The sequence below is a fragment of the Shewanella oncorhynchi genome, from assembly GCF_012584455.1.
Taxonomy (GTDB): Bacteria; Pseudomonadota; Gammaproteobacteria; order Enterobacterales; family Shewanellaceae; genus Shewanella; species Shewanella oncorhynchi.
Genome location: NZ_JABAEB010000002.1, coordinates 331920 through 345911, shown reverse-complemented (window position 1 = coordinate 345911; position 13992 = coordinate 331920). Strand labels below are relative to the sequence as shown.

Annotated in this window: 12 protein-coding genes and 1 other annotated feature; of the genes, 10 read left to right on the top strand and 2 right to left on the bottom strand. The window is 43.7% G+C overall.

Features of this window, described 5'->3' with window-relative positions:
• Positions 1-93 precede the first annotated feature (93 nt).
• The 10 genes from rpsP to HGO26_RS03690 all read left to right on the top strand — a co-directional run bounded on the left by rpsP (position 94) and on the right by HGO26_RS03690 (position 9527).
• Positions 94-345 (top strand): 30S ribosomal protein S16, encoded by a 252-nt coding sequence (gene rpsP / locus HGO26_RS03735; protein WP_006080788.1) that lies wholly within the window; start codon positions 94-96, stop codon positions 343-345.
• Positions 346-365: 20 nt separating this feature from the next.
• Positions 366-896 carry a ribosome maturation factor RimM gene (gene rimM, locus HGO26_RS03730; RefSeq protein WP_006080789.1) on the top strand — a complete coding sequence of 177 codons (531 nt, stop codon included), beginning with the start codon at positions 366-368 and terminating at the stop codon, positions 894-896.
• A 15-nt stretch (positions 897-911) separates the two neighbouring features.
• Positions 912-1658, top strand: coding sequence for a tRNA (guanosine(37)-N1)-methyltransferase TrmD (gene trmD, locus HGO26_RS03725; RefSeq protein WP_028760810.1), 747 nt, complete (start codon positions 912-914; stop codon positions 1656-1658).
• 34 nt (positions 1659-1692) lie between these two features.
• A complete protein-coding gene (gene rplS / locus HGO26_RS03720) occupies positions 1693-2046 on the top strand; it encodes a 50S ribosomal protein L19 (protein ID WP_006080791.1) in 354 nt (117 codons plus the stop codon).
• 260 nt (positions 2047-2306) lie between these two features.
• Positions 2307-3398, top strand: a complete 1092-nt coding sequence (locus HGO26_RS03715; RefSeq protein WP_168823416.1) for a 3-deoxy-7-phosphoheptulonate synthase — start codon at positions 2307-2309, stop codon at positions 3396-3398.
• A gap of 27 nt (positions 3399-3425) precedes the next feature.
• Entirely contained in the window at positions 3426-4565 is a 1140-nt protein-coding gene (tyrA, locus tag HGO26_RS03710; RefSeq protein ID WP_113940659.1) for a bifunctional chorismate mutase/prephenate dehydrogenase, read from the top strand.
• A 216-nt stretch (positions 4566-4781) separates the two neighbouring features.
• Positions 4782-6446 carry a hydroxylamine reductase gene (gene hcp / locus HGO26_RS03705; RefSeq protein WP_168823414.1) on the top strand — a complete coding sequence of 555 codons (1665 nt, stop codon included), beginning with the start codon at positions 4782-4784 and terminating at the stop codon, positions 6444-6446.
• Between the two features lie 74 nt (positions 6447-6520).
• Positions 6521-7696: an FAD-binding oxidoreductase gene (locus HGO26_RS03700; RefSeq protein ID WP_168823412.1), complete on the top strand. Its 1176-nt coding sequence runs from the start codon at positions 6521-6523 to the stop codon at positions 7694-7696.
• A gap of 156 nt (positions 7697-7852) precedes the next feature.
• Positions 7853-8188 (top strand): hypothetical protein, encoded by a 336-nt coding sequence (locus HGO26_RS03695; protein ID WP_105249849.1) that lies wholly within the window; start codon positions 7853-7855, stop codon positions 8186-8188.
• A gap of 43 nt (positions 8189-8231) precedes the next feature.
• A complete protein-coding gene (locus HGO26_RS03690; RefSeq protein ID WP_168823410.1) occupies positions 8232-9527 on the top strand; it encodes a cation:proton antiporter in 1296 nt (431 codons plus the stop codon).
• 174 nt (positions 9528-9701) lie between these two features.
• Here HGO26_RS03690 and HGO26_RS03685 read toward each other — a convergent pair whose 3' ends face one another.
• Both HGO26_RS03685 and hpf read right to left on the bottom strand, forming a co-directional pair.
• Positions 9702-11696 (bottom strand): chorismate mutase, encoded by a 1995-nt coding sequence (locus HGO26_RS03685; protein WP_168823408.1) that lies wholly within the window; start codon positions 11694-11696, stop codon positions 9702-9704.
• Between the two features lie 41 nt (positions 11697-11737).
• Positions 11738-11854: a sequence feature (Phe leader region), on the bottom strand.
• A gap of 1599 nt (positions 11855-13453) precedes the next feature.
• On the bottom strand, positions 13454-13810 hold the full coding sequence (gene hpf, locus HGO26_RS03680; RefSeq protein ID WP_105249847.1) for a ribosome hibernation-promoting factor, HPF/YfiA family: 357 nt from the start codon (positions 13808-13810) through the stop codon (positions 13454-13456).
• Positions 13811-13992 lie beyond the last annotated feature (182 nt).

The following is a 13992-nucleotide window of genomic DNA, read 5'->3' as shown; positions in this document are numbered from 1 at the left end:
AAATCTTCCGGCTTTCTATCTGGGACTCTTCGCGAACACGGGGTTCCAGTTTTTATTTTTGCTTCAAGCAAATCATTAGAGGATTGAAAACGCATGGTTACCATTCGTTTAGCTCGTGGCGGCGCAAAAAAGCGTCCATTTTACAACATCGTTGTTGCTGATAGCCGTAACGCTCGTGACGGTCGTTTCATCGAGCGTGTTGGTTTCTTCAACCCATTGGCCCGTGGCCAAGAAGAAACTTTACGTTTAGACCTAGCTCGCGTTGAGCACTGGGTTTCTAACGGTGCAGCTGCTACAGAACGTGTAGCAAAACTGATCAAAGACGCTCGTAAAGCAACAGCTTAATAGCGTTAAGGTATAGATTGATGAGCAGTAACCAACAGCCAGTCGTACTGGGGAAATTAGGCTCCTGTCATGGCATTAAAGGTTGGCTGAAAATCACCGCCTATACCGATTCTGTTGAAGGTATCTTTGACTATTCACCTTGGCTTATTAAAGAAAATGGTGAATGGCGCGAAATAAAGGTCACCCAGTGGCGTTATCAAGGCAAGGCCGTTGTTGCCTTACTTGATGGCGTAGAAACACGGGAGCAAGCGCAAATGCTCACAAATTGTGAGATTGCGATTTTGCCGGAACAGATGAACGATTTGCCAGCAGATGAATTCTACTGGCGTGATCTCATCGGTTGCGAAGTGGTCAATACAACAGGCTATAACATGGGGATTGTCGATCAGATCGTGGAAACAGGATCGAACGACGTATTACTCGTTAAAGCCAACGCTAAAGATAGTTTCGGCAAAGTGGAACGTATGATCCCCTTTGTCCCTGAGCAGTTCATCAAAACGGTGGACCTGCAAGGTAAACAGATTTTAGTGGATTGGGATCCTGACTTCTAAGTCGAGGTACAACAGATGTGGTTAGGGGTAATAACCCTGTTCCCAGAGATGTTCCGTGCCGTGACAGACTTTGGTGTTACGGGTCGAGCCGTGAAAAACGGCCTGCTCGAGTTGCATACGTGGAATCCCCGTGATTTCACCCATGATAGACACAATACGGTAGATGACAGGCCTTACGGCGGTGGTCCCGGAATGTTGATGATGGTGCAACCCTTACGCGATGCCATCCATGCAGCGAAAGCTGCAGCGGGTGAAGGTGCGAAGGTGATTTACTTGTCACCTCAAGGACGCAAGCTGGATCAGCAAGGCGTCACTGAGTTGGCTCAATCATCACGTTTGATTTTGGTCTGTGGTCGATACGAAGGTATTGATGAACGCATCATTCAAACGGAAGTGGATGAAGAGTGGTCGATAGGGGATTACGTGCTTTCGGGCGGCGAATTACCGGCGATGACTCTGATAGATTCAGTATCGAGATTGGTTCCTGGCGTGCTAGGAAAACAAGCTTCGGCGGAGCAAGATTCTTTCTCCGACGGTTTACTGGATTGTCCACATTACACTCGCCCTGAAAGCCTTGATGGTCTTGACGTACCGGCAGTGCTGCTAAGTGGCAACCACGAACAAATTAGACTCTGGCGTTTACAGCAAAGCCTTGGTAGGACTTTACTTAGACGGCCAGAATTATTGCAAAATCTAGCTCTGACTGACGAACAAACGACTCTATTAGCGCAGTTCGTTGAAGCAATGAACAAGCATGCTTAGTCGTAGCTCAGTTAATTCTAGAACGGAGTAAGTTATGAACAACATCATTAAAATGCTCAACGATGAGCAAATGAAACAAGACGTACCTGCGTTTGGTGCTGGTGATACAGTAGTCGTTCAGGTTCGTGTTAAAGAAGGCGATAAAGAGCGTTTACAGGCTTTTGAAGGCGTTGTAATTGCTAAGCGTAACCGTGGTCTGCACTCTGCATTCACAGTACGTAAAATCTCTAATGGCGAAGGTGTTGAGCGTGCTTTCCAAACGCACAGCCCACTGATCGCTAGCATTGAAGTTAAGCGTCGTGGTCGCGTTCGTCGCGCCAAACTGTACTATCTGCGTGATCGTTCAGGTAAATCTGCACGTATCCGTGAGAAGCTGGCAACTAAGTAATAGTTACCGCTACAGAAAACAAGACGTAGTGTTCGCACAGAAAACCGCCCTAGTGGCGGTTTTTTGTTGCTGTTTTTTGAGTATTTATACTTGATCTAAAGAGAATGAACAGGCATAGTGGTCGCCTGATTGTAATGGTGTAGCATTACAGAGGTACGTTGCGATGGATTTACGCTATTTTATATCCGAAATGAATACCCAAGCTGACTTGAAGTCCTGCTTCGACAACTGGGTTAAACACTAAGTCTTAGGTGGTAAGCATGCAACAAGATACGATTAACAACGTACACATCAGTTCAGAGAAAGTCTTAATCACGCCGCAAGAGCTTAAAAATGCCTTGCCACTCTCTGAGCATGCTTATCGTTATATCCTCAATGCCCGCAAAACCGTGGCTGATATTGTTCATAAGCGTGACAATCGAGTATTGATCGTCACCGGGCCTTGCTCCATCCATGATATCGCCGCTGCTAAGGAATACGCTTTAAGGCTTAAAACCCTGCACGATGAACTCAGTGATGAGTTTTACATCTTAATGCGAGTGTACTTTGAAAAGCCGCGTACCACGGTAGGTTGGAAGGGCATGATCAACGACCCCGATATGGATGAATCCTTCGATGTCGAAAAAGGCCTGAAAATGGCCCGTGAGCTGATGATTTGGTTGGCCGAGTTAGGACTGCCTGTTGCCACCGAAGCGCTTGATCCTATCAGTCCTCAGTACATTTCTGAGCTAGTGACTTGGTCTGCCATTGGCGCTCGCACCACTGAATCGCAAACCCATAGGGAAATGGCATCGGGTCTTTCTATGCCGGTGGGCTTTAAAAATGGCACCGATGGTAAGCTCGATGTGGCGATTAATGCGCTAAAATCGGCGGCCAGTAGCCACAGATTTATGGGCATAAACCAGCAGGGCCAAGTCGCATTATTGCAAACTGCGGGCAATCCCGATGGTCATGTGATTTTACGTGGCGGTGCAACGCCCAATTATGATGCGGCGAGTGTGGCAGAGTGTGAAACGCAGCTCCATAAAGCCAAACTCAATGCACGTTTGATCATCGATTGCAGCCATGGCAATTCATCCAAAGACTACAGCCGCCAAAAGCCTGTCTGTGAAGATGTGTTCGAGCAGATTTTTAACGGCAATAAGTCGATTATTGGCGTCATGCTAGAAAGTCATTTAAATGAAGGCAATCAAAGTTGTGATAAGCCATTAAGCGAGCTTGCTTACGGTGTTTCTGTAACAGATTCTTGTATTAATTGGGAAAAAACAGAAACCATTTTACGGGAAGGCGCAGCGAAGTTATCTTCAATACTTCCAACGCGTTTCGATATGCTTAAAGTAGCTAACGCTTAAATTGGCTACAGCTTAATGGACTCAGGTATGAATGAAAAAACAACGGCCGAATTAGAACACCTTCGCGGCCTGATTGATGGTGTTGATCAGCAATTACTGCACTTACTGCGTAAGCGCTTGGATCTCGTTGCGCAAGTGGGCACGGTGAAACACGGCGCCGGTTTACCTATTTATGCTCCTCAGCGTGAAGCCGCCATGCTGGCTAAACGTCGTGAAGAAGCAAAAACTATGGGGATCGAGCCGCAGTTGATCGAAGATATTTTGCGTCGCTTGATGCGTGAGTCTTACCTCAATGAAAAAGATGTTGGTTTTAAGCAAGTTAAAAAAGATCTTGGCTCAGTGGTGATTGTCGGCGGTAAAGGGCAACTCGGTGGACTGTTCTCACAAATGCTGACCTTATCTGGCTACCAAGTGAATCTGCTCGATAAAGATGATTGGCAGCAAGCGGATAACCTATTTGCCGATGCGGGGATGGTGTTAGTGACTGTGCCGATTGCGATTACTTGCGAGCTTATTCGTGAAAAGCTGACCCAATTACCAGCCGACTGCATTCTGGCAGATTTGACCTCCATCAAGACTGAGCCAGTTAAAGCCATGCTTGAGGCGCATTCTGGTCCCGTCGTTGGTTTTCATCCTATGTTTGGTCCTGATGTGGGCAGTCTGGCGAAGCAAGTCGTGGTGGTGTGCCATGGTCGCTCGCCGGAAAAATACCAGTGGCTACTTGAGCAGATCGCCATTTGGGGGGCGCGGATTGTCGAAGCGGAACCAGAGCGTCACGACAATGCGATGCAGCTAGTGCAGGCAATGCGTCACTTCTCGACCTTTGTGTATGGTTTGAATCTGTGTAAGGAAGAGGCAGATATCGATACTTTACTGCAATTTAGCTCGCCGATTTACCGATTAGAATTGGCTATGGTAGGGCGCTTATTCGCCCAAAGCCCAGAGCTTTACGCCGATATTATTTTTGCCCAGCAAGATAGCCAGCATGCTATTGGTGATTATTTAGATAACTACCGTGAAGCGTTAGAACTGCTAAAACGGGGTGACAGGAACGAGTTTATTAAGCAGTTCCAAAGTGTCGCCAAATGGTTTGGGGATTTTGCACCTCAATTCCAGCGTGAAAGCCGTATTATGCTGCAATCGGTTAATGATATGAAAACCAATTAATAAATAAACAGTTACTTTTTAAAACGCCCATCATTGATGGGCGTTTTTTTATGGATTTTTAACAGTTCACATTGTATTAATTAGCAATTGCTTAAGGTGATCTTTCTCTAACATTTAGCATCTCACTTTAGAAATGACTGTCGCTTATGGCACGTTTAGGTAGACTAGTTTTAAACATGCAAAAATAAAGCATGAATTTAAATTAGGAGTCTATCCATGTTCTGTATTCAGTGTGAGCAAACCATTCGTACACCCGCTGGCAATGGTTGTAGTTATTCCCAAGGTATGTGTGGCAAGTTGGCGGCAACGTCCGATCTGCAAGACTTGCTGATTTACATGCTACAAGGCGTGTCTGTATATGCGGTTAAAGCTCGCGAGCTGGGCATTATCGATGCTGAAATTGATAGTTTTGTGCCTAAAGCCTTTTTCGCGACCCTCACCAACGTCAACTTCGATGATGAGCGTATTATGGCCTATACCCAGCAGGCGGCTAAGTATCGTGCTCAGTTAAAAGCTTCTTACGAAGCGGCTTGTGAACAAGCCGGTATTGCTGCTGAGCAAGTGCCGCAAGTCGCTCAGTTAGTGCTGGGGACCAGTAAGGTTGAAATGCTAGCGCAGGCACCGATTGCACTGTTGAATAAAGATAAGCATGAAGTTCATGAAGACATCATGGGATTGAGGTTATTGTGTTTATATGGCCTTAAGGGGGCGGCTGCTTATATGGAGCATGCTCGCGTGTTGGGTCAGACTGATGCTGATGTGGCAGGGCGCTTCCATGAAATCATGTCTTTCTTAGGTGAGCCTAGTGTAGATGGCGATAAGCTGTTTACTACGGCTATGGACATAGGTCAGTTGAACTACCGCATAATGGCAATGTTGGATGCGGGGGAAACTCAAGCCTTTGGTCATCCTGAGCCAACTGTGGTCAACACTAAGTCAGTTAAGGGCAAAGCCATACTAGTCTCTGGCCATGACATGAAGGATTTAGAGCTTATTCTCGAGCAGACTGTAGGCAAGGGTATCAATGTGTTTACCCACGGTGAAATGCTTCCTGCACTAGCGTATCCAGCCTTTAAAAAATATGCACATCTTGTCGGAAATTACGGCAGTGCTTGGCAGAATCAACAGCAAGAATTTGCCAATTTCCCTGGCGCTGTAGTGATGACATCTAACTGTATTATCGATCCAAATGTGGGTAGTTATAGTGATCGTATCTTTACTCGCAGCATAGTGGGCTGGCCTGGTGTGGTGCATATCGAAGGAGATGATTTCTCGGCTGTCATTGATAAAGCGTTAGCCTTAGAAGGCTTTATCTATGATGAAATCCCACACACTATCACTATTGGTTTTGCCCGCAATGCCTTGATGGCCGCAGCGCCCGCCGTGGTTGAAAATGTGAAAAGTGGTGCGATTAAGCATTTCTTCCTTGTTGGCGGTTGCGATGGCGACAAAGCCGACAGAAGCTACTTCACTGAACTTGCTAAATCCACACCTAAGGATTCAATAATCCTGACGCTAGGCTGTGGTAAGTACAAATTCAATAAGCTCGAATTTGGTGACATTAACGGTATTCCACGTTTGCTCGATGTGGGCCAATGTAACGATGCCTATTCAGCGATTCAGTTAGCGATTGCATTAGCTGAAGTGTTTGAATGTGATATCAATGAATTACCTCTGAGCTTAGTGCTTTCTTGGTTTGAGCAAAAAGCCATTGTAGTACTGCTGACGCTGTTGTCACTTGGCGTTAAAAATATTCGAACAGGCCCGACGCCACCTGCGTTCCTGACGGCCAATTTAGCCAAAATTTTAGAAGATAAGTTTGGCTTGCGTAATACCACGACAGTCGAAGCCGATTTAAAAAATATGTTAAACGTGGCTTAAATCAACCAAGAATTGTTGCTGAACTGCGGTTTTGGCTTGTTTACTGAGGCCGCAGTGTTTTGTGGGTAAATGCTATGAACATGAGTGTGATAGCGGGAGCGCGGGCATTATCGGTTTCGCCCCATAAACCCGGAAGTGTTAATCAATTAGTGTGCGTCGAACGCTGGAATGAAACCTCGGATGTCGTGAGTTTTCGTTTTCAAGCGGGCGAGCCGATGAAGTTTGACTATAAGCCCGGTCAGTTTATGACCTTTGTGCTTGAGATTAATGGCGAGCAAGTGTGCCGCAGTTATACCTTGTCATCATCGCCATCTAGGCCCTATTCCTTGATGGTGACGATTAAGCGTGTTGCGGGTGGACTCGTATCTAATTATCTTATCGACAATCTATTACTCGGCCAGAGTGTGCGAGTGCTGCCGCCCGCGGGGCAATTTAATCTGTTTGATATTGCTCGGCTAAGCCATAAACAGCCAGAGACTGAAAAGTTAGATGCTAATCTGTTAGCTATAACGGCGCAGAAATACCTTTTTTTGAGTGCTGGTTGCGGTATTACCCCCATGTACTCTATGTTGCGTTATCTGACTGATACGCAAATTGATGCCGATATTGCCTTTGTGCACAGTGCGCGATCAGAGAATGATATTATTTTTAAGTCATCATTGGCGACTATGGCCAACCGTTTTAATGCATTTAAGCTCAGATACGTACTTGAGACTGTCACTGAAACACTGGGGTGTTCACCAAAGATAGCATTCGATTTCGGGCGGTTAAGTGCACAGATGCTAAAAACCTTAGTACCTGATTTTGCAGAGCGTACTATCTACCTTTGTGGGCCAGAACCCTATATGCAAGCGGTAAAAATCTTATTGGTCGAACTCAATTTTGATATGAGTCGGTTATACCATGAGAGTTTTGCCACGGCCGAGAAAGTTGCCCGCAGTCAGCTTATGCAAGCAAACTCGTCAGATGGAACGAGTGAAAACCTACCTGAAGGGGCTTTTACCTTGTCTATTGGCGATCGAAGCACGACGCTAAATCAAGGACAAAGTCTGCTGGAGGGAATTGAGGCCGAAGGGTTGCCGATTATTGCAGCCTGTCGTTCGGGCGTTTGCGGCGCGTGTAAGTGTCAAGTCTTGGAGGGAGAAACGGTATCGACAAGCGTGATGACACTGACTGCTGCAGAAATTGAGGCCGGTTTTGTACTCGCTTGCTCCACAACATTAGCATCCGACGTGACGCTTAAACTTTAACGCGCTGCTAATTAGCGTCATTTACTTGTGACTTATTTTTAAATGGATGGAAATATTTCTAATCCTTAGTTGCGCTTATCTCAGTGAGAACGTAAGGTTAATGACAAGGGCGTATGATGTTTGCGCCCAGTCTATTAGTCTGGCTGGAGTCTCTCAATGACAATGACAACCACTTATGCCGCAAAAATTGAAGACCGTACTCTGGGACATTTGTTGTACGCCTTGATGTCGGGTTTTCCCTTATTATTACTTCCTGTGCTGCTAAGTTTGTTCATTAATGTTTCCCAACGCCAATTCCATGGTAATCCATTATTGGCGTCGCATTTACGTTGGCAACGGCATTCTAATCTCGCCTTTCTTGGCTTGCTAGTGCTCGGCTATTGCGTTCCACTGACTTGGCTCAGTCTTTCGATTTATCTCTTTGGGATCATTTGGTTTTGCCACAGGATCATTAAAGGGTGGTTAAGTCTATTGGATGGTTTAGAAATCTAAACTTGTGCTAGAGTCTCTAAATTGATGATTTTTAGAGGCTCTTATGTCCAGCTACCAAATTCTGTGTGTCCTCTGCGCGTTGGCGCTAGTGACTTCGGTTATCTCCTCTCGCGTCCATAAACTGCAGGAAACTGTGGCCATTACTGCTATTGCCCTAGGAATGAGTTTGTTGCTCCTCCTTGGGGGAAAGGCCTTAGGTGGGGACGTTTATGTTTATTTTGTCTCTGGCTTAGAGAAACTCGATTTTCAAGCTTTACTGCTCAATGGCATGCTCGGTTTTTTACTCTTTGCTGGCGCATTACAAATCCGCTTAAAAATACTGAGGCATCAAAAGTGGGAGATCCTAATCCTTGCTTTTATAAGCACCTTATTGTCGACATTTATTATAGGTGGGCTGTTATTTTGGTTCGCGCCTATGCTGGGTCTCCCGCTACAATTCAGCCACTGCTTACTGTTCGGCGCCTTGATTTCGCCCACCGATCCTATCGCTGTTTTGGCTATTTTAAAGAAAATGGGTGCGCCGGAAGATATTGCGATTCAAGTAGAAGGAGAATCTTTATTTAACGATGGCATAGGGTTAGTGATTTTTGTGGCAATATCGCAATTGGCTTTCTCCACCGAGCCACTGACGTTTATCCATATCTCTGAGTTATTTATTCGTGAGGCAGTAGGTGGGGTTATTTACGGTGGCGTGCTTGGTTTTCTGCTGCATCATTTTTTCCGCTACTGCGAGGAAGAAACGCAATTAATGCTGGTTACCCTGCTGATCCCAACCGCGGGATATGTCATGGCGGATGTGCTTGGTGTTTCTGGTCCTTTAGCTATGGTGAGTGCGGGGATCATCATAGGAAATTTCAGCGTGCCTAAGTTTTTTGCTCGTAATGAGCGAGTGAAACTATTTACTTTTTGGTCGCTGATTGAATCCTTCTTTAATGCCTTACTCTTCCTATTGCTTGGTTTATTACTTTTGTTAGTCACTTTTAAAGCGCCATTATGGTGGTTTATGTTTGTGGCTATACCAATAGTGTTGTTGGCGCGTGCAATGAGTGTGTTATTACCTTATTTGGGCTTTCGATTGTTTAAGTCATACAACCCCTATGCTGAGACGATTTTGATTTGGGGTGGTTTAAGGGGAGGATTAGCCCTCGCTATGGCGATGAGTTTGCCTGAGGGTATCGTCATAGATGCTATTGGTGGTGTAGAGCTGCGGGAGTTGTTGTTAGTGATGACCTATGCCGTCGTCGTATTTTCGATTTTAGTGCAGGGCTCTACTATGACAGGGCTTATCCGTAGGAGTAATGCCGTTACTAAACCATCGAGTGCTGTTGGCTCTTCTTAAAATGCATAAAGGATCACTGCGCTGCAATACTAAACAATATTAAGCCTGCTAGTCATCACACTGGCTAGCAAGCTTGTCTGAGTCAATTAGGGATAAAAGATGTCTTATTTTTCCCTTAACACACTTCGAACTAACCACATTTCACTTTAAATTAAATCAATCAAGATCAAAGCTTTAGTTCGCCCGATATAATTCCCGTACCACAGCGCTTATTAAGTTAAGCGACTCATGGTCATCACTGCTAGCTAGTGGACAATTGAGTATCAATCCATCCACTTTAAGCTGTTTAATACCTTGTGTTTGAACCAATAGGGCATCATCTGATACGGCATAACTTGGGTTGATCAAAATCGGCAAATGGCTCGTGGCTTTAATCTGGATCAGACTCGCTAAATCGAGTGTAGGTAGATTGGCGTTATTTAAGGTTCTAATGCCTGAGTCACACAGAACCAGTTGCTGATTGCCTTGGCTTAAAATGACTTCTGTTGCCGTGAGTAATTCTTCAAAACTTGCCATATCGTTACGCTCAAGTATTAAAGGTATCGGTAGGGTTCCTGCTTGAGTCAGTAAAGTTTGGTTAAACATCTGCTTGCCTGCGAGGAATAACATATCGGCGTGCTGGACTGCTAATGGCATATCAGCTTCTTGCGCTATGGCAATAATGCACACTAGGCCATATTGATGCAGGATTTGGCGTAGTTTAGCGAGAGTAACTTCTGCCATAGTCAGTTGATTAACAGCGCTGAGCAAAACGGCTTGGAATCCCGCTTCTTTAAGCTGCTTCACTTGCTGCTCGAAAGCCGATAATGCTAAATGTGAAATGTCATTATTCAGTGTGATTTGGGCTATGGCACCGACATGCCCTGCACCGATTGTCATTGCGCCACAGTTGATTTCACTGGCTTGCTCTTTATAGGCTTTGCTATATCGAACTGGACTGGCATTAGCACCATTTTCGCTGATGACTTGATCCTTAGAGGTGCTGGGCTCAATCAGTAGCTGGCTGTTGCTCAGCTGTGTGGGCTTGACTGTTTCACAAGGATAACAGCCTAATACTTTGATAAAACGGGTGATCCGCTCGAGTTGCTTTAAACCCGCCTGCATAGATTCACTGGAGATATTCGCGTCGATATCCAAATAGAACATCTCTTCCCAAGGAGTCCCTGGAATCGGGCGTGACTCTAATTTGCTCATGTTTAACTGATGCGCTTTTAGAACCAGTAAGGCTTCCACTAAAGCACCGGCTTTTTGGCCTGTTGCCATGATCAATGTAGTCTTAGCGGGTAACTGCTCTGGTACGGCAACGGCTTTGCGAGCAACAACGATAAAGCGACTTTGGTTGATCTTCTGATTAGCTAAACCTGCTTCTATGGACTCAAGTTGATAGAGTGCACCACCTTCGGCGCTGCCAATCGCTGCTGCACTGTTATCTGGACTTTGGTTTACCTTTTCCATTGCTTCTGCGCTGCTTGAGCAGTATTCCAGTCTCAAGTCTTTGTGTTGAGTTAAATATCTGCTGCATTGGCTAATAGGCTGAGGGTGGGCATAGACAGTTTTGATCTCAGCTAATTTACTGCCAGCTTTTCCTAGTAGGCAATGGCTGACTTCAATCGTCGTTTCGCCAACAATCGACAGACTGGTGTGCTGTAGCACGTCGTAGACTTCGTTGATTGAACCTGAAGATGTGTTCTCAATCGGCAGGAAACCATAATCAGCATGTCCAGACTCAACGGCTTGCACTATTTCATCGAAACTTTGGCAACCTAAGTCCAGCATTTCAACTTGGCGACGTTGGCAATAGCGTGTAGCTGCGAGATAAGAGTATGAACCTCTAGCACCGAGGTAAGCGATACAATACTGTTGTTTTTGTGTCTCTGGATTGGCGCGGCCGTGAAGGTAAGCTTGTTGATTCAATACTGAATCTTCAATGATGCTCTGGTAAAGGGAGATAACATAGTGGGCATCTAATCCTTTCTCTCTGCCTTCTTTCACGAGTCGAGCGAGCAGTTCTTTTTCCCTTTGAGTATCTCTGATGGGTCTAACATCCACTTCTTTGCTACGGGCTACTTCTAAACTTAAGCGACGGCGCTCTGCGAGTAATGCCAGCAGTTCATTATCCAGATGGGTGATCTGCTCTCGGGTTTGATTTAAAGGCTGTGGTGTATGCATTCTGACCTCAATTGCCGCCATGTATTTTATCAATCGTTTAAGACAAAAAAGCCTCCCAGTTGGGAGGCTTTGGATTTTTACTTTCGTTTTTACACAGTAAATCCGCCTCCTAGAGTGGGGGTGTAAAAAAGAAAGTAAAAAAAGCTGCTGTTATCATTTTCATAGTCTTAAAACTAAAGGGCTAGGGCTTAGCTGTCAATCAAAACTTTCTTAAAGGTAATCTAAAAAAAGCGCACCCGAGGGTGCGCTGGTTTGGTTCAAGTATGTATATGGTCAAGCGAGTTTATCCTCCTTATGGTCAGTGTGGGACAAGGTAACACATTCGTTTATCTTACATTTACGTGTAACAGTAAAACGTTGACAACTCACTCGATAACGACTTGCATTTACAATGAACATTAACAAGTACTTTATGCGGCATAGCGTATAACCTTGAAACTATGCAGTTTGCAGTACCAGCGAACTTACGTTGACATGTCTTGCACTTATATTTTAACAATTAACACTTGCATGGAGCTATAACATTAAAAACTAACACTAACAAAACGAACACTTAAAAATAAACGATTTACGGCTCATTGGTTGTACTAGGTACATTTTGCTGTAAGAACAGCTTAGCCTTGTCACGCGTTTAGGTCTTGCTACTTACATTATTACTTTTTACTTTAAAACCTAACATGTTAATACATGGAGCGTATAAAAACTTTCATTTACTGTTATTACAATTTTCGTCAAGTCTAGATTTCCTCCTTTTTAGTTGATAATTAAACATTATTTAAGGTGTCTATAAATATCAAAACTCAACTAATGGTAAACGTTAACACATTACATAAATAAACATTTATACGTTTTACAGTTTTTACTATACAAATAACACTAAGTAAACTAATTACTTTTAATCAAATCAACGTATTGCACTTATATTAAATCACACGCTAAAAACGCTAACTAACATATCAGTGTAAATATGACTCTCTTCATATAACTAATCTACATCTAACTAAACGTGACAGTTGTTACCTCATTTATCTCAGTGTTTAGCACGTATTGGTGCTGACCCGTTTTACAATAAACGCTTTTATTCATGTAGCTTTTGTTAATGTGACTTTTTTTTATGTTTACCTAGGCCTCCATTGTGGATATAAAAAATTTGATAGTTAAAGGTTTTGCTAATGTACTCGTTGTACTGTACTCGGCTCCTTATGTTAACTCTGGTATTCAGCAATGCCGCCTGTTTCTGGTGGTCATCCTGATATTGGGTCAAAATTGAGTACTGCTTTTAGTGAATGCCAACATACTTGATTGTTTCTAAAATCAAATTGTTCGCTCTTGTGTTGCCTCCTTTCCAAACTTGCTATTGAAAGTGGAACCTAGTTGAAAATAAAAATTGAACTTTTAAACGTAGAAATTATAAGTAAAATTAATCATTAACAGTAAACCTTAGTACTTAAAACTATATAGCTTAGATTAGTAGTGCTCCTTAGTTATATCCAGTAACGTTACTTAGAACTTAAGATCTGTTAATCAATATTTGTAAATCAAAATTTAAAGTAAATCAACATTTGAAACGATTTAAATCCGCACCACTTCGATTCTTGCTGTCACTTTGTAAAGTGTAGTAGGTATTTAGTCAAAAGAACTGTTTTTTTCATCATTAAAATGATTGCACTAAGCTTTTGTAAAAACTGTGATCTGATTAAATATTTCTACTTTATTGCTCTCAAAGTGATGCGTTTCTCGTACTCACCAGATTTAAATTATGCCGCATCTTCCTCCTCGTACTCGTCGTCAATTTCAACAACATTATTAGTCGGTGTTAGTGATGTGGAGCGTTGAGCTTCAGGTTTGTGTGTTATGCGATTGAGCTGCTTCTCTAATTTTTGGCCCATAGCGTTAATCGCAGTATATAAATTTTCATGTTTTGCTTGAGCGAAGAGTTCTCCATTTGGGATGCCAACCGATGCTTCAATTTTGAAACCAGGTTTCTCCTCCGTAATGATTACATGGGGATTTATCATTTGCACATCATGCCTTGAAAGTTTTTCAAAACGGCTTTCAATGCGTTCGCGAATAGGAGATGTGACTTCAAGTTGCTTGCTAGTAATCTTTAGCATATTTCGAACCTTCTGTTGTTTCCTTGGATTTCAGATTACCAAGGTTCGCACTATAAAACGAGATGTAGATCACGTTTTTGTGCCCATTAGATACTGTTCGTTGGATATTTGATCACTTAGACAAATATCAATAATTCTTGGCCCACAAGCCTTGTATTGCCAGCTAAATGGGGTCATATTCG

What these genes read in the sequence shown, in the direction of transcription:
- hcp (WP_168823414.1), top strand. Translation starts at nt 4,782, where the DNA reads ATGTTCTGTATTCAGTGTGAGCAAACCATTCGTACACCCGCTGGCAAT.
- HGO26_RS03685 (WP_168823408.1), bottom strand. Translation starts at nt 11,696, where the DNA reads ATGCATACACCACAGCCTTTAAATCAAACCCGAGAGCAGATCACCCAT.
- hpf (WP_105249847.1), bottom strand. Translation starts at nt 13,810, where the DNA reads ATGCTAAAGATTACTAGCAAGCAACTTGAAGTCACATCTCCTATTCGC.
- trmD (WP_028760810.1), top strand. Translation starts at nt 912, where the DNA reads ATGTGGTTAGGGGTAATAACCCTGTTCCCAGAGATGTTCCGTGCCGTG.
- rpsP (WP_006080788.1), top strand. Translation starts at nt 94, where the DNA reads ATGGTTACCATTCGTTTAGCTCGTGGCGGCGCAAAAAAGCGTCCATTT.
- HGO26_RS03715 (WP_168823416.1), top strand. Translation starts at nt 2,307, where the DNA reads ATGCAACAAGATACGATTAACAACGTACACATCAGTTCAGAGAAAGTC.
- rimM (WP_006080789.1), top strand. Translation starts at nt 366, where the DNA reads ATGAGCAGTAACCAACAGCCAGTCGTACTGGGGAAATTAGGCTCCTGT.
- rplS (WP_006080791.1), top strand. Translation starts at nt 1,693, where the DNA reads ATGAACAACATCATTAAAATGCTCAACGATGAGCAAATGAAACAAGAC.
- HGO26_RS03690 (WP_168823410.1), top strand. Translation starts at nt 8,232, where the DNA reads ATGTCCAGCTACCAAATTCTGTGTGTCCTCTGCGCGTTGGCGCTAGTG.
- tyrA (WP_113940659.1), top strand. Translation starts at nt 3,426, where the DNA reads ATGAATGAAAAAACAACGGCCGAATTAGAACACCTTCGCGGCCTGATT.
- HGO26_RS03695 (WP_105249849.1), top strand. Translation starts at nt 7,853, where the DNA reads ATGACAATGACAACCACTTATGCCGCAAAAATTGAAGACCGTACTCTG.
- HGO26_RS03700 (WP_168823412.1), top strand. Translation starts at nt 6,521, where the DNA reads ATGAACATGAGTGTGATAGCGGGAGCGCGGGCATTATCGGTTTCGCCC.